General features: G+C 65.5%; 24 protein-coding genes and 1 tRNA gene. 14 read left to right on the top strand and 11 right to left on the bottom strand.

Annotated elements, in window-relative coordinates; translation table 11 throughout:
- Positions 1-7 precede the first annotated feature (7 nt).
- Genes AC58EF_RS02490 through AC58EF_RS02530 form a run of 9 tightly spaced genes read left to right on the top strand, consistent with a single transcriptional unit; the run spans position 8 to position 9,448 of the window.
- Positions 8-787: a WecB/TagA/CpsF family glycosyltransferase gene (locus tag AC58EF_RS02490; RefSeq protein ID WP_497274947.1), complete on the top strand. Its 780-nt coding sequence runs from the start codon at positions 8-10 to the stop codon at positions 785-787.
- The gene (locus AC58EF_RS02495) at positions 780-2,072 is read left to right on the top strand and encodes a polysaccharide biosynthesis protein (protein ID WP_497274227.1); all 1,293 of its coding nucleotides are present in this window, start codon (positions 780-782) and stop codon (positions 2,070-2,072) included. Before AC58EF_RS02490 ends, AC58EF_RS02495 begins: the two co-directional genes overlap by 8 nt.
- A 3-nt stretch (positions 2,073-2,075) precedes the next feature.
- Positions 2,076-3,461, top strand: coding sequence for an O-antigen ligase family protein (locus AC58EF_RS02500; RefSeq protein WP_497274228.1), 1,386 nt, complete (start codon positions 2,076-2,078; stop codon positions 3,459-3,461).
- Complete coding sequence (locus AC58EF_RS02505; protein ID WP_497274230.1) at positions 3,454-4,383, top strand: glycosyltransferase family 2 protein; 930 nt, start codon at positions 3,454-3,456, stop codon at positions 4,381-4,383. Before AC58EF_RS02500 ends, AC58EF_RS02505 begins: the two co-directional genes overlap by 8 nt.
- Complete coding sequence (locus AC58EF_RS02510; protein ID WP_497274232.1) at positions 4,380-5,342, top strand: glycosyltransferase family 2 protein; 963 nt, start codon at positions 4,380-4,382, stop codon at positions 5,340-5,342. The genes AC58EF_RS02505 and AC58EF_RS02510 overlap by 4 nt, the downstream gene beginning before the upstream one ends.
- Before the next feature lie 5 nt (positions 5,343-5,347).
- On the top strand, positions 5,348-6,307 hold the full coding sequence (locus AC58EF_RS02515) for a glycosyltransferase family 2 protein (RefSeq protein ID WP_497274234.1): 960 nt from the start codon (positions 5,348-5,350) through the stop codon (positions 6,305-6,307).
- Positions 6,304-7,449 carry an endo-1,4-beta-xylanase gene (locus AC58EF_RS02520; protein ID WP_497274236.1) on the top strand — a complete coding sequence of 382 codons (1,146 nt, stop codon included), beginning with the start codon at positions 6,304-6,306 and terminating at the stop codon, positions 7,447-7,449. The genes AC58EF_RS02515 and AC58EF_RS02520 overlap by 4 nt, the downstream gene beginning before the upstream one ends.
- Positions 7,446-8,531: an acyltransferase family protein gene (locus AC58EF_RS02525; protein ID WP_497274238.1), complete on the top strand. Its 1,086-nt coding sequence runs from the start codon at positions 7,446-7,448 to the stop codon at positions 8,529-8,531. The genes AC58EF_RS02520 and AC58EF_RS02525 overlap by 4 nt, the downstream gene beginning before the upstream one ends.
- A 5-nt stretch (positions 8,532-8,536) precedes the next feature.
- Entirely contained in the window at positions 8,537-9,448 is a 912-nt protein-coding gene (locus AC58EF_RS02530) for a glycosyltransferase family 2 protein (protein ID WP_497274948.1), read from the top strand.
- Here AC58EF_RS02530 and AC58EF_RS02535 read toward each other — a convergent pair.
- Positions 9,433-10,554, bottom strand: coding sequence for a glycoside hydrolase family 16 protein (locus AC58EF_RS02535; RefSeq protein ID WP_497274240.1), 1,122 nt, complete (start codon positions 10,552-10,554; stop codon positions 9,433-9,435). The genes AC58EF_RS02530 and AC58EF_RS02535 overlap by 16 nt on opposite strands.
- On the opposite strand from AC58EF_RS02535, the gene AC58EF_RS02540 reads away from it, so the two are divergent.
- The gene (locus tag AC58EF_RS02540) at positions 10,547-10,975 is read left to right on the top strand and encodes a hypothetical protein (protein ID WP_497274242.1); all 429 of its coding nucleotides are present in this window, start codon (positions 10,547-10,549) and stop codon (positions 10,973-10,975) included. The genes AC58EF_RS02535 and AC58EF_RS02540 overlap by 8 nt on opposite strands.
- A 244-nt stretch (positions 10,976-11,219) precedes the next feature.
- Positions 11,220-11,588 (top strand): YciI family protein, encoded by a 369-nt coding sequence (locus AC58EF_RS02545; RefSeq protein ID WP_497274243.1) that lies wholly within the window; start codon positions 11,220-11,222, stop codon positions 11,586-11,588.
- Positions 11,589-11,597: 9 nt separating this feature from the next.
- On the opposite strand, the gene AC58EF_RS02550 is transcribed toward AC58EF_RS02545, so the two are convergent.
- The 5 genes from AC58EF_RS02550 to AC58EF_RS02570 form a co-directional block, all read right to left on the bottom strand.
- Positions 11,598-11,674: transfer RNA gene (locus tag AC58EF_RS02550), tRNA-Arg, on the bottom strand.
- A 34-nt stretch (positions 11,675-11,708) separates the two neighbouring features.
- Positions 11,709-12,197, bottom strand: coding sequence for a DUF1178 family protein (locus tag AC58EF_RS02555; protein ID WP_497274245.1), 489 nt, complete (start codon positions 12,195-12,197; stop codon positions 11,709-11,711).
- On the bottom strand, positions 12,194-13,024 hold the full coding sequence (locus tag AC58EF_RS02560) for a carbon-nitrogen hydrolase family protein (RefSeq protein ID WP_497274949.1): 831 nt from the start codon (positions 13,022-13,024) through the stop codon (positions 12,194-12,196). Before AC58EF_RS02560 ends, AC58EF_RS02555 begins: the two co-directional genes overlap by 4 nt.
- 5 nt (positions 13,025-13,029) lie before the next feature.
- On the bottom strand, positions 13,030-13,287 hold the full coding sequence (grxC, locus tag AC58EF_RS02565; protein ID WP_497274247.1) for a glutaredoxin 3: 258 nt from the start codon (positions 13,285-13,287) through the stop codon (positions 13,030-13,032).
- 49 nt (positions 13,288-13,336) lie between these two features.
- Positions 13,337-14,074 carry a double zinc ribbon domain-containing protein gene (locus AC58EF_RS02570; RefSeq protein WP_497274249.1) on the bottom strand — a complete coding sequence of 246 codons (738 nt, stop codon included), beginning with the start codon at positions 14,072-14,074 and terminating at the stop codon, positions 13,337-13,339.
- Positions 14,075-14,115: 41 nt separating this feature from the next.
- Between AC58EF_RS02570 and AC58EF_RS02575 the strand changes: the two genes are divergently transcribed.
- Positions 14,116-14,967, top strand: a complete 852-nt coding sequence (locus AC58EF_RS02575; RefSeq protein WP_497274251.1) for a class I SAM-dependent methyltransferase — start codon at positions 14,116-14,118, stop codon at positions 14,965-14,967.
- Between the two features lie 43 nt (positions 14,968-15,010).
- Here AC58EF_RS02575 and AC58EF_RS02580 read toward each other — a convergent pair whose 3' ends face one another.
- From AC58EF_RS02580 to AC58EF_RS02595, 4 genes are all read right to left on the bottom strand, one after another.
- Positions 15,011-15,796, bottom strand: coding sequence for a helix-turn-helix domain-containing protein (locus AC58EF_RS02580; protein ID WP_497274253.1), 786 nt, complete (start codon positions 15,794-15,796; stop codon positions 15,011-15,013).
- 202 nt (positions 15,797-15,998) lie between these two features.
- Complete coding sequence (locus AC58EF_RS02585) at positions 15,999-16,349, bottom strand: DUF2200 domain-containing protein (protein WP_497274254.1); 351 nt, start codon at positions 16,347-16,349, stop codon at positions 15,999-16,001.
- On the bottom strand, positions 16,346-16,726 hold the full coding sequence (locus tag AC58EF_RS02590; RefSeq protein ID WP_497274255.1) for a hypothetical protein: 381 nt from the start codon (positions 16,724-16,726) through the stop codon (positions 16,346-16,348). The genes AC58EF_RS02585 and AC58EF_RS02590 overlap by 4 nt, the downstream gene beginning before the upstream one ends.
- A 43-nt stretch (positions 16,727-16,769) precedes the next feature.
- Positions 16,770-17,648, bottom strand: coding sequence for a metallophosphoesterase family protein (locus AC58EF_RS02595; protein WP_497274256.1), 879 nt, complete (start codon positions 17,646-17,648; stop codon positions 16,770-16,772).
- A gap of 70 nt (positions 17,649-17,718) precedes the next feature.
- Between AC58EF_RS02595 and AC58EF_RS02600 the strand changes: the two genes are divergently transcribed.
- On the top strand, positions 17,719-18,615 hold the full coding sequence (locus AC58EF_RS02600; RefSeq protein WP_497274258.1) for a diacylglycerol/lipid kinase family protein: 897 nt from the start codon (positions 17,719-17,721) through the stop codon (positions 18,613-18,615).
- A 255-nt stretch (positions 18,616-18,870) separates the two neighbouring features.
- Here AC58EF_RS02600 and AC58EF_RS02605 read toward each other — a convergent pair whose 3' ends face one another.
- The gene (locus tag AC58EF_RS02605) at positions 18,871-20,040 is read right to left on the bottom strand and encodes a GNAT family protein (protein WP_497274260.1); all 1,170 of its coding nucleotides are present in this window, start codon (positions 20,038-20,040) and stop codon (positions 18,871-18,873) included.
- Between the two features lie 149 nt (positions 20,041-20,189).
- On the opposite strand from AC58EF_RS02605, the gene AC58EF_RS02610 reads away from it, so the two are divergent.
- On the top strand, positions 20,190-21,257 hold the full coding sequence (locus AC58EF_RS02610) for a fatty acid desaturase family protein (RefSeq protein WP_497274261.1): 1,068 nt from the start codon (positions 20,190-20,192) through the stop codon (positions 21,255-21,257).
- Positions 21,258-21,472: the final 215 nt, after the last annotated feature.

A 21,472-nucleotide genomic window follows, 5' to 3' on the forward strand; every position in this document is an offset into this window, starting at 1 on the left:
CAATCCGATGCCCTGGCCGGAAGGCGCGCGGACGGATCATCCGGTCGCGCAGGTCGGCGGCATTGCGGTGTCGACTCTCTCGCTCAGGGCGTTGATCGACAAGATGTTGCGTGAAGCCCCGCTGCGCCGGTCGCTCGACCAGCCCGCCTGGCTGATCTTCGACTGCAACGGCCAGGGCCTGTCGATGAACGCCAGCGACGCCGCCTTTCGCGCCGACCTGGCGCAGGCGGACCTGATCCATGCCGACGGGCAGGTCGTGGTCGCGGCCTCCCGCTGGCTGGGCGGCCCGGTGATCGCCGATCGATCGAGCACCACCGATATGTTCATCGACAGCCTGCAACCCGCGGCGGCGGCGGGTGTCCGCTATTATCTGTTGGGCGCCGCCGAAACGGTGAACGCCGAATGCGCCCGGCGGATCACCGCCATGGCGCCCGGCCTGCAACTGGCCGGACGGCGCAACGGCTTCTGGTCCGCGCAGGAGGAGGATGCGGTGATCGATGCGATCAATGCCGCCGCGCCCGATGTCCTGTGGGTCGGCACCGGCAAGCCGCGCGAGCAGGCCTTCTGCGTGCGCAACCGCCACCGGATCAAGGCCGGCTGGATCGTCACTTGCGGCGGCCTGTTCAACTATGTCACCGGCGATTATCCGCGCGCGCCGATGTGGATGCAGAAGTCCGGGCTGGAATGGCTGCACCGCATGGTGACGCGTCCGCGCCAGCTCGCCTGGCGCTACATCACCACCAATCCCCACGCGCTCTGGCTGATCTGGAAGCATCGCCATGGCTGAAGCGCAGGTCGCTGAAGAACGCCCGGCGACGGGCCGCATCCAGCGCCTTGGCAGTGTGCTCGGCCGCTTCGGCCTGGCCAGCCTGTCGTCGGCGATCGTGTCGGTCAGCCATCTGGCCGTCCAGCTTTTCTCGATCCACCATCTGGGCACCTCGGCGATCGGCACGCTGGCCTTCCTGCTGGTCATCATCCAGTTTGGTTACAGCCTGTCCAATGCCCTGGTGTCCACGCCCTACACGATTATGGTCAATCAGGGCGAGGAGGCCGACGCACGCCGTTTCGACTTCTTCTTCCCGGTCAATCTGCTGCTGGCGGCCAGCCAGGGGCTGATCTGCGCCGCCATCGCCTGGGCCACCGCCTCCCCCGCCGCCGCCCTGCTGTTCGGGCTGGCCGGCACCTTCTCGCTGATCCGCTGGTTCGGCCGGTCCAACGCCTATGCCCATCATGCGCCGATGCGCGCGGCGCGATCCGACCTTGCCTATGCCGGCACGATCCTGATTGGCCTGATGATCGCGATGCGCACGGGCGCCAGCCTGTCTTCGATCGGCGGAATGCTGGTGGCGGCCAGCCTGATCGGCATGTTGCCCTTCGGAATCGCCTTCCTGCGCCGCCATGGCGCGATGGGGCCGGGCCGGGCGCTGCGCGCCTATCGCCCGGTGTGGCGCGAACAGTCGGCCTGGACGCTGGTGGGCGTGCTGTCGACCGAGGCGACATCCAATTCCCACAGCTATATTGTGACCCTGCTGGCCGGCCCGACCGCTTTTGCGCCGATCGCGGTGGGTATGCTCTTCTTCCGCCCGGTCAATGTCTGCATCACTGCGCTGACCCAGTTGGAGCGGCCGCGCATGACCCGCGCCGTGGCGCGCGGCGACCATGGCGCGGCGATCAAGTCCGAACGCATGTTCATGGCCGCCCTGGTGCTGCTGTGGTTGGGCACCTGCATCGTCGCGGCGATCGTGCTGGAGGCGTTTCCGGGCCTGATCCTCAAGCCCACGCTCGATCATCAGGCCGTCGTCATCGCCGTGGCGCTCTGCGCCCTGCTTTCGCTGGTCCAGTGCGTGCAGACGCCGATGAGCGTGATGACCCAGGCACGCCGCGCCTTCCGCCCGCTCGCCGCGCAGAGCCTGCGCAGTTGCGGCGTCGGCATCGTCGCGGTGACGCTGATCGTGCTGGGAACCGATCCGGTGCTGTCGATCGGCGGCGTGGTGCTGTCGCAGCTGGTGATGATGCTCGGCATCTGGCGGCTCGACCGCCAGTGGCGCCGCGCGCAGCAGGCGGGGGGCTGAGCCATGGCGACAAGCTGGCACCGCGCTGGTAGCGCCCCGGCGGCGACCGACATCATCCGCACCGCCCCCATAGCGGACGGCGGCAGCGAGCGGCTGGTCTGGATCGCCCAGATTTTCTATTTCGTTTTCCTGATGATGGTCTTCATCGGCCAGCAGCCCTTCGCGTCGCGCACGCAGGAAGAACTGGTGGCGCTGGCTGAGGCCAATGACGGGTCCGACCTGTTCAAACAGGCGCTGTTCATCGGCTTCGCCCTGCTGCTGACGGCGGTGCAGATCATCCGCAAGCAGCCGTTGCGCTACAGGTTCAGCTTCTGGCCGCTGGCGATCATGCTGGTCTGGTTCTTCATCACCTGCGCCTGGGGCGCCGATCCCTTCGTGTCCTTCAAGCGCGCGATGCAGCAGTTGATCGTGATCTATATCACCTTCTGCGCCCTGTCGCTGATCGGGCCGCAGCGATTGTTCGACGCCCTGCGCGCGGCGCTGATCCTTTCGCTCCTCATCTGCTGGATCTCGCTACCGCTGACATCGGCCGCCGTGCATCCCCCGACCGAGCACGACAGGGCGCTGGTCGGCGCATGGCGGGGCTTCTTCTTCCACAAGAATATCGCCGGCGCGGTCATGGCGCTGACCTTCATCGTGTGCGGCAATGCCTGGATCGACCGGCGTAAATGGTATTATGCGCTGTTCGCGGTCATGGCGTTCGTCTTCGTGATCGGGACCAAGAGCAAGACCTCGCTGGCGCTGTGCGTGGGTATGCTCGCGATCAGCAACATCTATCGCGCGCTGAGCGGCAACACCCAGAAGCGCGCCATGCTGCTGCTGATGCTGGGGTTCGGCATGGTCGGCTTCCTGGCGCTCTACATCGCCTATCAGCCCACAATCGAACGGCTGTTCGCCGATCCCACCTCCTTCACCGGGCGGGTGTCGATCTGGCGCGTGGTGTTCGACTATCTCGCCGATCACCCCTATCTCGGTTCGGGTTTCGGCGGCTTCTGGCAGGTCGGCGCGCAATCGCCCGCGCATGACTATCTGAACCAGGAATTCCAGATGCGGACCGCCCATTCGCATAATGGCTATCTGGAAATCTGGGTTACGACCGGGCCGCTCGGCGTCATCATGCTGCTGCTCAGCTTCCTGGCCCTGCCGGCCTACTGGTTCCTGACGGGTTCGACCCGCGAGAACCAGTCGCTGATGGTGCCAGCCTTCGCCATATGGGTGTTCGTCATGTACCAGAATCTGCTGGAAACATCCTTCTTCGACAAGGATCGCCAGGTCTGGGTGATTTTCCTCGCGGCGATCGCGACTGCCCATGCGACCTTCAAGGCGCGGCCCCGCCCGACCTGGACCCGCCGCCACCTTTCCCGCGCGCAGGAGGCCCCCAATGGGTAAGATCATCCTCGGCATCGCCACCTGCAACCGCCCCCAAGGGCTGGCGCGCACGCTCCAGTCGATCGCGGAGCAGGATACGCAGCTCGATCTGGAAATCCTGGTCGCGGACAATGACGCCGGCCGGCAGGAAGGCATGGCCGTGGTCGAGCGGATCGCGGCCCAGGGCTATCGCTGGCCGATCCGCGCCATATTGGTCGAGGAACGCGGCATTCCGCGCGTCCGCAACGCGCTTGTCGCGCAGGCGCTCGGCCACCCGGATGTGAGCCATGTCGCGATGCTGGACGATGACGAGGCCGCCTCCCCCGGCTGGATCGACGCCATGGTCGATACCGCCCGGCAATGGAATGCCGATGTGGTCGGCGGCGCCGTGCTGCGCGAGATGGATGCGCCGGTGCCAAGCTGGGCGGCGCCCCATCCCCTGCTCCAGCCCAAGACGCGCGGCCGGTCCGGCCTGGTCGAGCTGGTCGACAGCACCGCCAATGTGCTGATCGCCGCGTCGGCTTTGCGCGCCATGGGCGATGCTCCGTTCGACGAGCGCATGGCGTTGACCGGTGGGTCGGACAAACAGCTTTTTTCCCGGATGCAGCGCGCCGGCCATCGCTTCGCCTGGTCGGAAGAGGCGGTCGTCACCGAACTCATTCCCGCCAGCCGGGTGACGCAGAAATGGCTGCTGATGCGCGGCTATCGCATCGGCATGACCGACATGATGGTCGAACGCTTCCACAAGGGGCGCGCGCGCGCGCTGCTGGGCGAAACGCCCCGCATTCTGGGCGGCGCGGCGTCGGGCGCATTGGGCGCCCTGCTGACGTTCGACCGGGGCAAGCGCATCCAGCGGCTGGGCCGCCTCTATCGCGCGGCCGGCAAGATTGCCGGACTCGCCGGTGTCCATTATGAAGAATATCGAAAGGTGCATGGCGCATGAGCGATGCGACGCATCAGGCTGAACGCCCCTTCTTTTCCGTCGTCATCCCGCTTTACAATCGGGCGGATATTGTCGGCGACACGATCCGGTCGGTGCTGGCGCAGGACTGGCGGGATCTGGAGATCGTCGTCATCGACGACGGGTCGAAGGACAATCCGCGCCCGGTGATCGACGCGATCGGCGACCCGCGCGTCCGCTATATCCGGCAGGACAATGAAGGTGGCGGCGCGGCGCGCAACCATGGCATATTGGCCTCCGACGGCCAGTATATCGCCTTCCTCGATTCCGACGACCTGTTCCTGCCCGGCAAGCTGTCGATCATGGCGAAGGCGCTGGCCAAGGATGACGGGCGCACCGTCCTCTATTCGCGGATGAAGGTGGACCGGGGCGTCGACCGCTACTGGATACGCCCCGACCGCGGCATACGCGAGGGCGAGGATGTGGGCGAATATCTGTTCTGCGCCAACCAGTTCATGCAGACATCGACCATGGTTGTCCCGACCGATATGGCGCGGCAGGTGCTGTTCGATCCGGCACTCAAAAAAGGGCAGGATCTCGATTTCTGCGTGCGGTTGCAGGGTGCGGGCGCGCGTTTCCGCATGATCGACCAGCCGCTCACCATCTGGCTCGACGCGACCGAAGCGGGGCGAACCTCCTATGTGAAGGGCTATGAAACGTCGCTCGACTGGCTCGACCGGTGCGGCCACATGCTGACGGCGCGGGCGCGGCGGGGCTATCGCGCCACCGTGCTCGCCTATCATATGGCGCCGGTCCGGCCGGTGCTGGCGATCCGCGACCTGGCGGTGGGATTGGTCGCAGGCGGCGTGCCGCCCAAGATCATCGCCCGGCAGGTGCTGCGATCCTATCTGCCCAAGCCGCTCTATCGGTCGCTGGTCAACCGGTTCGTCCTCCATTTCGGCAAGGCGGATTCCGCCCGCCGCCCGCCGCAGCCGTCATGAAACTGATGGAAACAGCCCCCACCAGCGCCGGCACCACGGCGACGCCGCTCTTCTCGGTCGTCATTCCGAGTTACCAGCGGCGCGAGGAGACGGTCGCCGCCGTCGTTTCTGCGCTGGAACAGAGCATCGCCGAGATCGAGGTGATCGTTGTTATCGACGGGTCGACCGACCAGACCGACGAAGCGCTGCGCGGCATCGACGATCCCCGGTTGACCGTGATCATCCAGTCCAATCGCGGCGCGGCCGCTGCGCGCAATACCGGGGTCGACCATGCGCGCGGCCTTTATATCGCCTTCCTCGACTGCGACGACCTGTTCCTGCCGCATCATCTGTCGGACCTGCTGATACTGCTCCAGCATGGCGAGGATGTCGTCGCCTATGGCCAGGTGGTGGCCGACCGCGGCGCCGGCCGTCATTTCCTGAAGCCCCCCCGCGCCATCGCCAGCGGCGAGACGATGGACAGCTATCTGATGTGCGATCGGGGCTTCATCCAGACCAGCAGCATGGCGCTCAGCCGCGCACTGGCGCAGAAGGTCCGCTATCGCGAGGATGTGGGCTTCGGCGACGATACAGATTTCGCGCTGCGCCTGTCGCTCGCCGGCGGGCGCTTCCTGATGACCGAGCGGCCCGGCACCATCTGGACCGACCGTCAGACCGGCAACCGCCTGTCGCAGGTGCGCGACAATGTCGGCAACCTCATCTGGCTGCGCGACCTGCAACCTCATATTTCGCCCCAGGCCTTTGCCGCCTATATGGGCTGGCACGCGGCCAAGAGCATCTGGCCCACCAGCCGCCGCCGGGCGATGCGCTATTATTTCTCCGCCCTCTGCCGGGGTGCGTTCAAGCCGCGCCTGGCCGCGACCGTCCTGTTGCAGATCGTCATGCCCGATCCTGTCTATCGCCGCATGTCCGACGGCTGGATCGACTTTTCCCACCTGCTCGCCGGCAAGGGACCGCGGCTTTGAGGCGGCGCGAATTTCTGGCCGGCGCCCTCGCTTTGTCGGGCTGCGCGCCGATGCCGCAAAGCTATGCGCGCGACGGCGCGGCAAGCGAAAGCCTCGCCACGCGCGCGCGCCGATCCGGCCGCTGGTTCGGCGCGGCGATCAAATCGCGCCAATTGCAGGAGGACCCGGATTTCACCGCCGCCGTCGCGCGGGAATGCGACATGGTGGTCCAGGAATATGAGCTGAAGCGCAAGACGACCGAACCCGCACCCGGCCAGTTCGACTTCAGCGGCGCCGACCAGATCATCGCCTTCGCGCAGAAGCACAGGATGCGCGCGCGCGGCCATGCGCTGGTCTGGTACGCCGCCAATCCCGATTGGCTGGAACCCGCCCTGCAGGCGGCGAACCATGACCAGCGCGAAAAGCTGATGCTCGGCTATATCGACGTCGCCATGCCCCGCTATGCGGGAAAGATCGCCGAATGGGACGTAGTCAACGAGCCGCTCGAACCCAATGAAGGCCGCGCCGACGGTATGCGTCAGGACAGCATGTGGATGCGCGCGCTGGGCGAGGATTATATCGACATCGCCTTCCACCATGCGCGCGAGACCGATCCCAAGGCGATGCTGTTCCTCACCGACTTCGGGCTGGAGCATGATTCGCCCCGCTGCGAGCGCCGCCGCACCGCGATGCTGAAGCTGCTCGACCGGCTGAAGGCGCGCGACGTGCCGATCGACGCGGTTGGGATACAGGGCCATCTCAAGCCCTTCCGCGAGGGCTTCAGCCAGGCTGTGTTCGCCCGCTTTCTCCGGCAGCTCAGCGACTATGGCCTCGCCCTGTCGATCACCGAGTTCGACATCGCCGACCGGGGGGGCCCGCCCAATCCCGACAAGCGCGATCGGGAAGTGGCCGCCGTCGCCAAATCCTTTCTCGACGTGGCTTTCGACAATCCCGCGACGCAGGCGCTGCTCTGCTGGGGCCTGTCCGATCGCTATAGCTGGCTGTCCAACTATCCCGACTATAAGTGGCCCGACGGGCAATTGTCCCGCGGCCTGCCACTGGATGACCGAATGCGCCGCAAGCCGCTCTGGGATGCGATCGGCGCCGCCTTCGACGCCGCCCCCGCCGCGCGGCAGGCCAGCGCCGGCGGACAGGGCGCATGAGGATATCCTCCCTCACCGGTCTGCGGGGCGTGGCCGCGCTGTCGGTGCTGCTTTACCATATTCCGCACAATCCCGCCTTCGCGGCCTTTGCCATGCCGCTTTTTTCGCGCGCCTATCTGGCGGTCGACCTGTTCTTCATCCTCAGCGGCTTCGTCATTTCGCTGGGCTATCATGATCGCGTCATGGGCCGGCCAGGCTGGGCCAGCTATGCCGATTTCCTGGTCAACCGCGTGGCGCGCGTCTGGCCACTGCACCTTGTCGTGACTTTGGTGTTCATGGCGCGCATCCTGCTCAACATATCGGGCAACAAGGGGATCGACCTCAATGCGCCCAATATCGTCAGCAATCTGATTATGGTGCAGAGCTGGGGCTGGGGCACCGAACCCATTGCCGGCAATAGCTGGTCGGTCAGCACCGAAATCGCGGCCTATCTTCTCTATCCGCTGATCGCGCTGATCGCCTTTTCCCGCTGGGCTTGGCTCCATGCCGCCGGCGCGGTCGCGCTGCTGGCGCTGGTCGCGGCATCGGGACGCGGGATGAGCGGACCGCTCGACGTGATAGACAGCGACACGGCATTGACCCTGCTGCGCTGCCTCGCGGGCTTTTCGATCGGCGTTCTCGCCTATCGCGTCGCCGACCGGCGCTGGTGCCGGGGGTTGATCGACCGGCCGGGCGGCTTCCTGGCGATCTGCGCGCTGATCGGCGTGGCGCTCTGGCTGCCGGGCAAGATCGACCTGCTGGTCGTGTGCCTGCTGCCCGCACTGGTGCTGAGCTGCTATTATAACGGCCCGGCCGTGCGTGCGGTCATGTCCAATCCGGTGAGCTTCCACCTCGGCCTCATCAGCTATTCCATCTATCTGTGGCATCCGCTGGTGCGCGATGTCGTGGCGCGGATCATGACCATGGCGCATGGGCGCGGGATCGTCGGCATGGACGGGCTATTCATTCTTGCGATGCTGATCGCGACCTGGCTGCTGTGCTGGGCGAGCTATGCGCTGGTCGAGGTGCGCGGGCATAGGCTGGTCAAATGGCTGCAAAAATATGGCAAGCGCCGCGACGACGCGCGGCAGGTCACGGCGTGACCGCCATGGGCCATGCGATCTGGATCGCGGTGCCGACCTTCCGCCGGCCGCAGCAATTGCGCCATCTGCTGGAAACTTTGCCGGGCGTCGTTGCCGGGCATGACGTGATGCTGCTGGTGGCCGACAATGACCCCGCCGGGCAGGAGGGCGCCGCCGTCATCCAAGACCTGCTCGGCTCGGGCTATGACCTGCCGGTGACGCTGCTGCCTGTGCCGGAGCCGGGCCTGTGCGCCGTGCGCAACGCCATCGTCGCGACCGCGCTCGCCGATCCGTCGATGCGCTTCCTCGCCATGATCGACGATGACGAATGGCCTCAGCCCGGCTGGCTCGACGCCCTGCTCGCCTGCCAGACGGCGATTGGAGCGGATGTCGTCGCCGGCCCGGTCGATTCGATGTTCGTCGGCCCCGCCCCGCGCTGGGCGCGCGAAACGCTGGTGTTCCGGGCCGAGGAACGGCCGAAGGGCGCGACCGACATGCTCTGGGCCAGCAACAATCTGCTGATCCGCCGCCGCGCGCTGGAGATGCTGGAACGGCCCTGGTTCGATCCGCGCTTCAACCGCAGCGGGGGAGAGGATCTGGACTATCTGTCCCGGCTGGCGCGGGCCGGCGCGCGCTTCGGCTGGGCGCCCGACGCGCGGGTCAGCGAATGGGTGCCGCCCGAACGCGCGCGCCTGTCCTGGGTGCTGCGGCGCATGTGGCGCATCGGCTGCACCGAAACCATGGCCCGGCGCAAGGAAACGGCGATGCCGGTGCTGCTTGTTCGATCGGTCGGCATCGTGGCGCTGCGCACGGCAGGCCTTGCCGCCCTGTTGCTGCCCGGCGCGCGACGGGTCGACATCGCCGGGCAGTGGATCAAGAGCTGGGGCCGCCTCTATGCGCTCGCGGGCGGCGCCCACAAGGCTTATGGCGCGCTATAGATTTTGAAGCTGCGGATGATCATGTCGCCCGAGCCATCCGTATAGGCGCTGTTGGTCTTCACCGCGACGTCCATGATCGGATACCAGCGGAACCCCCTATAGGGGTTGACCGACTGATAGGTTTCCTTCCCGTCGACGAACCAGGTGATGTAATCGCGCTGGATATCGACCGCGAAACGGTGGAAGTCCTGCGAGAAGCCTTTCAGGCCATAAGCCTGTTCCGCCTGGATCACGGCACCGCGCTGGAAGGACCGGACACCGCCCGATCCGCCATGGATGGTATGCGCGACATGGCGGTCGAAGTCCCAGTAGCTTTGCTGGCCAAAGCCTTCATAGACGTCGATTTCCGGCGGCCAGCCGCTGGTCGACACCAGCCAGAAGGCCGGCCAGGACCCGCGCCGCGTCGGCATCCGCGCGTCCCATTCATATTGGCCATAGCCAATCTGCGAGGCGAGGAAATTGCGCCCGTCCAGCACCGACGCGCCATAATTCCAGTTCTGCCCTTCATAGCTGATCGGCTTCGCCAGTTTCTGCGTATGCAGCACCAGACCCTTCGGCCCCCAATAGACCGGTCCTTCGATGCCCGGCCAGATTGAGGAATCAAGATAAAGGCCGGTTTCCTCGTTGGCGATCTGGGTCCGGCCATGCGACAGTGACGTCGCCCAGCGATCCCAGCCGCCGTCGGGCGAGCGCTTGTGCGTGGATTTGAGCAGTTCGAACTGGAGCGTGCCCGTGGCCGCAAAGGTGCGCGGGGCGCGGAAGGTGCCGGTCGACTTGGCCGTCGGCGCTGCATAACTCGCCGTGACCGTCGCCACCGACTGGCCCTGCAATGCGCCCCATGGCGCCTCGCGCAGCTTGATCTGGAAGAACTGCCCCGCGGTCGCGGCGATGATCGGCACCTCGACCGTCTGCTCCAGCGGATCGCCGGGGCGGAAGATCACCACTTTCTCGACCGTCTTGTAATTATAGCCGGAAATGGCGCGCGACGAGCCGGACCCGTTCACGGTGGTGATCCGCGCGATCACCGTGTTGGGGGTTGCCCGGTCCAGCTTCACCGGCACATAGGCCGTGCCGCCGCTGCCCGGCAGGAACGTGGCATTGCCCACCCACAAGGTTGCCTTATCCGGCAGCTTGGTGCCGCTCGCGAAGTCGAAGCTCGAAAACGCGATTGACGTGGATGAGGCGGGTGGATTGGCGATCGGCGCCGTAACCGTCGATGTCGTTGACGATGTTGCGGACGACGTCGAAGCAGTCGTCGTGGAACTGCTCGAACTGGAAGTCGGTGTCGAGCTTACCGATAATATTGTGGCAGCCCCGGCGGCGAAGACGCACGAAAGGGCCAGCCCGGCTCCTATGAAGGAGCCAGTACGTGTGGCGACCATTGATAATTCCCCATGTTGTTATGTGCCCGAGGGCCAATCGTCATTCAGCCCAAGTCAGCCGACATGGCGCGCCATTCATGCTCCGGCATACGCGGACAAGAACCCGGTCTCCGGTGCCCGAAAGTCACGCTTTCGGCGTCGTTGAATCTTGATGTCGATTAATCCAAAGCTGGGTTATGCGGGTTAACAAAAGCTTCCTCGCAACAACCGCTCATCGTGTTCCAGGGACATTTTGCGACGAGCCGTGGAAAGCGAACCTCTCGTCCCAAAAATCCGCCGACCGGCAGCGATCGACCGATTCGCGAGCGAAAAAGATGGCAGGCTGCCATCGATCACGGACAATTATGTGACTCGATCGAAGGCGGCCGACTGCGACAAGGAGACAGAGGATGCGCGTGATGGTGTTGGTCAAGGCGACCGAAGACAGCGAAAAAGGCTTTTCCCCCACGCCCGAGACGATGGCGGCGATGGCGGAAATGGGCCGGTTCAACGATGCGCTGCGCGAGGCCGGCATCCTGATCATGGCGGAGGGGCTTCAGCCATCCTCGGCGGCCAGGCGCGTCGCCTTCGACGGACCCGAACGCACGGTCATCGACGGTCCCTTCCCCCATCCCGGCGAGTTGGTCGCGGGTTTTTGGCTGTGGGAGGTCAAGGATATGGACGAAGCGGTCGCCTGGGTGAAGCGCTGCCCCAACCCGATGCCGGGACCGAGCGAGATTGAAATCCGGCCCTTTTACGACGTATCGGACCTGCAATAGTCCCGAAAATGGTGCACCCAACAGGATTCGAACCTGTGGCCTTCGGATTAGGAATCCGACGCTCTATCCTGCTGAGCTATGGGTGCCCGGCGACGGCTCTATTGCGCGTCGCGCCTCCGGTCAATTCTTGGCGTGCGGAGGAAGGACAGGAAAAGGCAGCGGCGCCACCTCCACCCCCTCGTCGATCAGCGCCCTGGCTTCGGCCGGGGCGACATCACCATGAATGCTGGCGCGATCCTGCTCGCCATAATGCATCGCCCGCGCCTGCTCGGCGAAACTGCGGCCGACCCAGGTGGACCCTTCCAGCGCTTTTTGCTGCGCCTGGGCCAGGGCATCGACCAGCGCCTGCATTTTCGCCTGATCGGCGACGTTCATGACCGGCGCCATCGGCTCCGCGCGGGAGGCTACGGGCACAGGCGCGGGATCGGGGCGGCTGTTCCCCTTCGCACTCACCGCCGGCGCCATCACCGCCTTGGACACATCCGCGTCGCCGCACATCGGGCAGGCGAGCAACCCGCGCGCCCTCTGATCCTCATAATCGGCGCTGGAGCCGAACCAGGCCTCGAACACATGGCCTTGAGACTGGCATTTCAGGTCGAACACGATCACGAAACAGTCACGTCCTTCGGTATCATACGGCGATTGGCGAGCGCGGGCACGCGCCCGCGCACATCCCCTATGCGCGACAGGTCCAGGTCCGCAAGCCCCAATCCCGCCGCCTCCCCCATGTCGAGCAGCACATCGCCCCAGGGATCGATCACCACGCTATGGCCATAGGTCACGCGGCCATCCTCATGTTTCCCCACCTGCGCCGCCGCAATGACATAGCAGCCCGCCTCGATCGCGCGCGCGCGCAGCAGCACATGCCAATGCGCTTGGCCCGTTGGCACGGTGAAGGCGGCAGGCGCCAGCAATATCGTCGCCCCCGCATTGGTCAGCACCCGGTAGAGATCGGGAAAGCGCATGTCGTAACAGATGGAAAGGCCCATCCGCCCCCAGGGCGTATCGGCCGCCACCACCTGTTCACCCGGCCCATAGACCGAGGATTCGCGCCAGCTTTCCCCGGTGGCGAGGTCGACGTCGAACAGATGGATCTTGTCGTAACGCGCCCGGATATCCCCGGCATCATCGATCAGGAAACTACGATTGGCCCAGCGCCCGTCGGCCCGCTCGCCCTTCAGCGGCAGGGAGCCGATATGCACCCACAGCCCCTCGCGCGCCGCCGCGTCGCGCACCGCCGCCAGCACCACGTCCTCCGCTTCGCTGCGCAGCGTCTCCGTCGCGCGCGCCCGGTCGCGGTCCAGGCATCCCGCCATTTCGGGCGTGAACAGCATGTCGGCGCCCTCGCCCTTCGCGCGCTTCACCATCTCCACCATGGCGGCGGCGTTGACGGCGGGATCGATCCCGCTGGTCATCTGGAACAGGGCGGCGCGCATCTTGCTCATAACCCCAGCAGCGCGTCCAGCTTGCCCTCACGATTGAGCGCGCTCAGATCGTCGCTGCCGCCGATGTGCCGGCCGTCGATGAAGATTTGCGGCACGCTGGTCCGGCCGGGCGCGCGCGCCAGCATCTCGTCGCGCTTCGGCCCGCCCAGGCTGATGTCATATTCCTCGAACGCGACGCCCTTGCTGTCCAGCAGCGCCTTCGCCCGCGCGCAATAGCCGCACCAGTCCTTGGTATAGATTTCAACCTTCGCCATGATGATAGGATGCTCCTTTCCCCTGAAATTGGGGGAATGCGCCGCTTTGTCAATCCGCGGTATCGGGCAGCACCCGCGCCCAGCACAGCAGCCGCACCTCCCCCGCCCCGCCGCCTTTGAGCACCCGTGCGCAGGCCGCCGCCGTCGCGCCACTGGTATGGACATCGTCGATCAGCAGCACCCGCCGTCCCCGCACCCCATGCCCGTCCGCCAGCGCGAACGCGCCGTGCACCGCCTTTGCGCGCTGGGTCGGGTTCATGCCGCGCAAAGGCGCGGTGCGCCTGACACGCTGCAAGGCGCGCTTTTCGACCGCCCAGCCGGTCAGCCGCCCCAGATGATCGGCGATGAGCGCCGCCTGGTTGAAACCCCTGTTCCACAGCCGCCAGCGGTGCAGCGGCACCGGCACGATCAACGCCTCCTCGCTCCCGACATGCCGCAGCATCTGTCGCGCGATCAGCCGGGCGAGGCCGATCCGCCGCCCATATTTGAGGCGCAGCGCGACCGTCCGCGCGACATCGCCATAGGCCAGCACCGCCCGCGCGCTGTCCCAGGGCGGCGGATCGGACAGGCAGGCGCCGCATTCCGCCCCTTCCCCCATCTCATGCGGGAACGGCAGGCCGCAGCGTGCGCAACAGGGTTCGCCCAGGAATATCATCCCGCTCCAGCAGGGCAGGCAGAAGGCGAAATCCTCCCCGACGATGGCGCCGCAGCCGGGGCAGCGCGGCGGCAGCGCATAATCGACGGCCGGGCGCACGGCGCCCTTGAGAAGCGGGAGGAGCGACATCATCTGCCTTGTCCGCACTTCGCGCACGTTGCACAAGGCCCGCCATGGAACCCCGCCCCGACATTTTCGACCGCGCCCGCCGCGCCCGTTACCGCGACCGGATGCTTGCCGATTTCGCCGATCACGACTTTCTCCATCGCGCGATGCTGGACGAACTGCTCGATCGCCTCGGTGATGTGCAGCGGGATTTGCCCGAGGCGCTGGTGATCGGTTGCCCGGACGGCGGCGCGAAGGCGGCGCTGGAGGCGATGGGCAAGCGCGTCGCCTGCGCCGATCCGGGGTTTCTGACCGCAAAAGGGGCGCGCGGCGTGCAGGCAGACGAGGATGCCCTGCCCTTCGCCGATGACAGTTTCGATCTTGTCCTCGCCTGCGGCACGCTCGACAGCGTCAATGACCTGCCCGGCGCGCTGATCCTGATGCGGCGCGTGTTGCGCCCCGACGGGCTGATGCTGGCGGCCTTCGCGGGCGCGGGCAGCCTTCCCCGCCTGAAGGCCGCCCTGCTCGCAGCCGAAGGCGACCGGCCGGGCCAGCATGTCCATCCGCAGGTCGATGTGCGATCGGCCGGCGACCTGCTGAGCCGCGCGGGTTTCGCCATGCCGGTCGCGGACGGGGAGCTTCTGACCATCCGCTATGGCGATATGCTGCGCCTGATGCACGACCTGCGCGGCATGGGCGCGGGCAATGCGCTGGCCACGCGGCCGCCTGCCTTGTCGCGGGACGTGCTGATGCGCGCGGCGGGGCATTTCGCCGACGCCGCCGACCCCGACGGCCGCACGGCGGAGCAAATGGCGATCGTGTATCTGTCTGGGTGGAAGCCCGATCCCAGCCAGGCGGCGCCGGCACGGCGCGGCAGCGCGACGGTGTCGCTGGCGGCGGCGTTGAAGGGGAAGGGATAGTCGGGTCGGAAGGCGAGCCTGACACTCGCCCTCCAGCTCCGCTTCACTCGATCGTAACGCCTGCCACGCGCCAGCCGCCATCTTCTCGATCCAAGCTGACCGTCTCGATTGCCTCTGCCTTGTTGGCAAAGCGGGTACGGAACTTCACCACTTCATAACCATAAGGCGGTGCAGGCAGATTTTCCTGGCTGACGAAAATGCGGGATAATGCAGCACCCAAAGGCATGCGCTCCTTTTCCGAAGTGCTGGCCCAGACCGGTGCGGTGTTCAGCTTGCGAAATGACGCGGTGGTCCCACGGTAGCTTTCATCCCAACGCCCCTCATCCACCAGCACTAGCCATCGACGCGCCGCATCCACAACCTCCGGGCTTGGCGCTGCGCTGGCGGCCATCGGCGCGGGCGAAGACGGGGCGGAAGCGAGATAGGGCAAGGCGGTGAGCGCCAACAGGCCAAGGGCAAGCGTCATGAGAGCTACTCCGATGATGATCCAGAAAGGACGGGTTGCCCGCCCCGCGCCGCTGATCGGCGCAGCGCCCTGATCCACCTGAGAATCGGGCGCGTCTTCCCCGATTTCCGCGTCCACAAACAATTCGGGGTTCGATGAACCCAAGCCGCCGCCTTCGGCTTCCAGCAACAGGCGCGCCGCCTCACGACTGCTCGACACCGCCATCTTGCGTCGCGCATCGCGAAGACGTTCGTTGATCGTGTGAACCGAGAGGCCTAGATTGCGCGCGATTGATTTCGCGTCATGGCCACGGACCATCAAGCGAAGGGTCTGCTTCTCCTTATCGGTCAGCGCCCAGGAACATTCTGTCATCCGCATGTTCATACCCTGCCAGACCTAGGTCAGGCCCATCGTCGCAGCTACCCCGAAAAATTCGTACTTTTTTCTGGCCCCTCACCTCAGCCCTGCCACATCCCCTACGCGAGGCGTGGAAGCGCGACGGTGTCGCTGGCGGCGGCGTTGAAGGGGAAGGGATAGCCGCGCGCCGTTCGGGCCGGGCCTGACGAAGGCGCGCCCTCCTTGCGCCTTATTTCCGCAGAATCTTCTCCATCGCCTTTCCCTTCGCAAGCTCGTCGATCAGCTTGTCGAGATAGCGGATGTCCTTCATCAGCGGGTCTTCGATCTCCTCCACCCGGACACCGCAGACCACCCCGGTGATCAAATCCCGCGCGGGATTCATCTGGGGCGCCTTACCAAAAAACGCCTCGAAGCTGCTGTTCTTCTCCAGTTCGGCGTCGAGTCCCTTTTGCGTGTAGCCCGTCAGCCAGCGAATAATCTCATCGACCTCGGCCCTGGTGCGTCCTTTCTTTTCCGCCTTGGCGACATAGTGCGGATAGACGCTGGCAAAGCTGATGGAATAGATTCGATGGCCCGTCATGCAGCACCATCGGCATCGGGTTCGGGGCCAAGAAGCGGCATCACGTCGACCGAATCGCACGGGAAGATCGTGAAATGCGGATGGCCTTCGAACAGCCTCGCCGCAGCCTCATGCGACGGCGCGCGCACGACGACGAAAACCGTCAGTTCATTGACGACATCCGCAACGCCATCCGGCGATGTCCGCTTGGTCGGGCCGAGCGGTCCGCCCTCATAGACGATGGAGTCCCTGTGCGCCTCGTCCCAGGCTTTCAGGGCCGCGAGCCCTTCCTCATCCCTGGCGCGTCGTTCCTCGTCGGACATGGCATACCAGGCCTGCCAGCGCGGGCTGGCCTTGTTGCTCGTGAAAACCGCGAGATAGGTGTCTTTCGCGCTCATAGCCTTGCCTCTCTTCCAGTGTCGGCGTCCCTTCCGCCGCACCTTATCCCAGTCCCCGCCGCGGCTCCACTTCGCCGACCATGGGCGCATCCACCACCTCGCGCGACGCCCATCCCTGGCCGTCGTGCCGATATTCGACATGGCTCGCGCGCCGGAACGCCGCGCCGTCCCAGACGATCACCTGCAATTCCATCTCGTTGTTGCGGCGGACATGCAGCCAGTTGAAGCTTTGCGGCTCGGCATTGCGCAACCGGGTCGATGTCGCGGTGCCGGCCTGGATCACCAGCGCGCCGCCGCTATGCGCCACCATCTTCCGCGCGGCCTGTGCATAGGTGCGGTGGAAATGGCCGGCCAGCGCCAGATGCACCCCCGCTTCGCAGGCTGCCTTCACCGCATCCTCATGGCGGCCCACCGCCTCGCTCAGTTCCCCGCCCTTGCCGATCGGCATGGCGAAAAGCGGATGGTGGGTGACGAGAATGCGGGTCTTGTCCGACGCCACGCGCGCGAACCGCGCCCGAAGCATGTCCATCTGATCATGGTTGATTCGCCCGTCCTTGATCGTCAGCGACCGTGCGGTGTTGAGACCCAGGATCGCGACTTCCCCATCCTCGTAAAAGGGGCATAATTCATTACTGATATAGCGCTTGTAGCGCGCCAGCGGCCGGGTGAAGCGGCGCACCAGATCATAGAGCGGCACGTCATGATTGCCCGGAATGACCAGTATATTGAGGCCCGCCGCGCGCAGCCGCCCCAGCCAGGCGGCAGCCTCCCGAAACTGCCCGATCCGCGCCCGCTGGGTGAAATCGCCGCTGATGACCGTCAGGTCCGGGCGCCGCTCCTCCAGCCAGGCGGTGGCGGCGTCGACGATCTTCTGATCATGCGCGCCGAAATGAATATCGGAGAGGTGAGCGATGCGAGCCATGGGGACGTAACGAATCCATGGCCCATGGTTTCCGATGGACCCGAAATCGCGCGCGCGGAGTTATTGCGGCATGGAAACGACATCTCTCCCCAAAAGCGCCGTCCTTGTCGTCAACGCGCATAGCCGGCGCGGGCAAGACCTGTTCGGGCAGGCCAGGGCGAAACTGGAGGCCGCCGGCGTCCGCCTGATCGCCGCCCATGCGGTGGAAGACCCGGAGCAGATGGCCGCGACCGTGCGCGACGCGGTGAACAGCGGCGCGCCGATGGTGATCGTGGGCGGAGGCGACGGCTCCATGTCGGGCACGGTGGACGAGCTTGTCGGCAAGGACTGCGTGTTCGGGGTGCTGCCGCTCGGCACCGCCAACAGCTTCGCCCGGACGCTGGGCCTGCCGCTCGATCTGGACGGCGCGGTGCAGGCGATCGCGACCGGCAGGCGCCGCCGCGTCGACCTCGGCATGATCGGGCGCGACTATTTCGTGAATGCCGCCTCGCTCGGCCTCTCCCCCATGATCGGACGAACCGTGCCGCACAAGCTCAAACGCTATCTGGGCCGGATCGGCTATCTGATGTGGGCGGTCAAATGCTCGGTAGGGTTTCGCGCCTTTCGCCTGACGATCGACGATGGCGTGAAGGAACGGCGGATGTGGTCGACCGAAGTGCGCATCCTGAACGGTCCCTATCATGGCGGGGTCGAACTGTCGGACCGTGCCGATGTCGATACCGGCGAAATCGCGATCCAGGCGGTGGTCGGCCGCAGCAAGCCGCGCCTCGCCTGGGATTGGTACGCCAAATTCTTCAAGCTGCGCGACCGCGACGCGCATACCGAGGAATATCATGGCAAGTCGTTCCGTATCGACACGAAGCCGCGCCAGCGCATCTCGATCGACGGCGAAGTGCTGGCAAAGACCCCGGTGACGGTGAAGATCGCGGCGGGCGCGGTCGAGGTGGCGGTGCCGGGGGACAGTTAGCGTCTCCCATAGCACCTTATAGCAGGATGACTTTTGTTTGAATCGTCATTGCGAGCGCAGCGAAGCAATCCAATGTCACCCCCTATGGATTGCTTCGCTGCGCTCGCAATGACGAGGTAAGTCGACCTGATGTCATCCGACTCTAGCCGTCACGCCCGCGTAGGCGGGGGTCCATCTCCGGGCCTTGCACCATTCGATATGGCAGGAGATGGATTCCCGCCTGCGCGGGAATGACGATATATATTATAAAGTGCTCTACAGCGCCTTCTCGTATATCTGGTAGATCTTGTTCACCTTGCTGTCGATGGCGTCGGCGATGGCGTTCATGCCCTGATTGTCGTCCAGCACCCAACCGATCTCGCCCCGGGTCGATCCATAGTGGGCGGTCGCGCTGCGGCGGATATATTCGATCATCATGAAGGCCAGCTGGCTCGCCATGCGCGAGCCTTGCAACCGTTGCACCACGCCCATCAGCGGCACGCGCATGGTCCGGCAATTGGGCTTTTTCAGCCATTTGAGCAGCCTGATCCAGCCGAAGGGGAGCAACGATCCGTTGAGCGGCTTGATCGTTTCATTGAGGTCGGGCAGCGTCATCATGAAGGCGACCGGCTCGCCATCCAGTTCGGCGATCATGATCAGATCCTCGAACACGATCGGCTTCAGCTTCTTGCCGGTATGGGCGACTTCCTCGTCGGTGATCGGCACGAAGCCCCAGTTATTGCCCCAGGCGTCGTTCAGGATCGCCAGGATGATCGCGGCTTCCTGGTCGAACTTCGACTTGTCGACCTTGCGGATGCGGATGCGGCCGTTCTTCTCGCCGGACTGGACGATACGCTCGATCAGCGGCGGGAATTTCTGCGTGATGTCCAGTTCATAGGTTTTGAGCTGCTTGACCGGCGCATAGCCCGCACCCTCGATCATCGCCTGATAGGCGGGGCTGTTATGCCCCATCATCACCGTCGGCGGATGATCATGCCCCTGGATCAGCAGGCCCGGCTCTTCCCAGATGGACAGCGAGATCGGCCCGAGCACGCGGGTCATGCCCTTCCTGCGCAGCCAGTCCTCGGCCGCCCCGATCAGTGCCCGGCCGACCGCCGCATCCTCCGCCTCGAACAGGCCGAAATTGCCGGTGCCCGGTCCCATGCCCTGCTCGACCGGCTGCTGGAGCGCGAGATGATCGATATGGGCGGAAATACGGCCCACGACCTTGCCGCCGCGCCGCGCGAGGAAATATTGCGCCTCGGCATGGCCGAAAAAGGGGTTCTTCCCCGGCGTCAGCAATTCCTTCACCTCCCCCTTCAGCGGCGGAACCCAGTTGGGATCATTGGCATAGAGCCGCCAGGGCAGGTCGATGAAGGCCTTGAGGTCCGCCCGGCTGGGAATGGGGCCGGAAACGGGAGTGATGACCAGATCATTATGCGCCACGGATGCCGCCCTTGAGGAAAAATGGAGTGCGGTGCAGTTCGGCGCTTGTTCGCACAATGTCAATCACGCGCAGGAAGCCGGGGCACAGATTGGCGGAATGTCACGGTGCTGCCATGATATCAGCGCATTTGGCGGCTAGGACCGGCCGCATGACAGTGCATGATCCCATAAATGCCGCCGCGCAGCGGGCGCGGGCGGCGATCCCCGACGACACCGCCATGCTGCGCGCTGCGGCGGACATGGCGCGCGAATATGCGGTGGCCAATCCGCGCATCTACTGGCCCGACATGCTGGCCTCCGCCGTCATCGGCTGGGCCGCGCTGGCCGGCGCGATCCTTGTCGACACTATGGCGGTGGCGCTCGCCTGCGGCATCGTGGCGATGCTGGCGCTCTATCGCGCGGCCAGCTTCATCCATGAACTGACCCATATCCGCAAGGGCGCCCTGCCCGGCTTTCGCCTGGGCTGGAACCTGATCGTCGGCGTGCCGCTGATGATTCCGTCCTTCCTATATGAGGGCGTCCATACCCAGCATCATGCCCGCACCCGCTATGGCACGGCGGACGACCCCGAATATCTGCCGCTGGCGCTGATGAAGCCCTGGTCGCTGCCGCTGTTCATCATCGTCGCCGCGCTGGCGCCCGTCGGCCTCATCCTGCGCTTCGGCCTGCTGACGCCGCTGTCGCTGCTGATCCCGGCGCTGCGCGGCAAGGTGGTGGCGGAATTTTCCGCCCTGTCGATCAATCCCGCCTATCGCCGCCGCCCGCCCGAGGGTGAGTTTGCGCGCCAATGGGCGTGGCAGGAAGCGGGGGCGAGCCTGTTCGCGCTGGCGCTGGTCGGCAGCGTCTTCGCCTTCGGCTGGAAGCCGCTGCTCGTCTATATGGCCGTCCATTCGGCGATGACCGTCATCAACCAGCTGCGCACGCTGGTCGCGCATCTCTGGGAGAATGAGGGCGAGGCGATGACCGTGACGGCGCAATATCTGGACTCGGTCAATGTGCCACCGCCCGGCACCCTGCCCGCGCTCTGGGCGCCGGTGGGGCTGCGCTACCATGCGCTGCACCATCTGCTGCCCAGCGTGCCCTATCACGCCTTGGGCAAGGCCCATGCGCGGCTGATGGCGACGCTCGACATGGACTCGCCCTATCGCAAGGGCAACTACACGGGGATGATGCCGCTGGTCGGCAAGATCGCCCGCAGCACCATGACGGCGCGCTGACCACCAATATCGAGCGGTAGCCGGAGCATCGCGCGATGTGACCGTAAAATGCACCCCGCTCGATTATTTTTCAGTTGCAGCTTGAAACCGTGGAAGGCGCGCCCATATCACGGCTGTCCCGGTCACTTTCCCCTCCCCCCCTGAGGATCGGGACGCCCCCTATGAACGCCCTGGCGACACCCCTTGGTCGCCGGGGCGTTTTTCTTTGGGGATGT

It is taken from the genome of Sphingobium sp. WR1 (assembly GCF_059693745.1).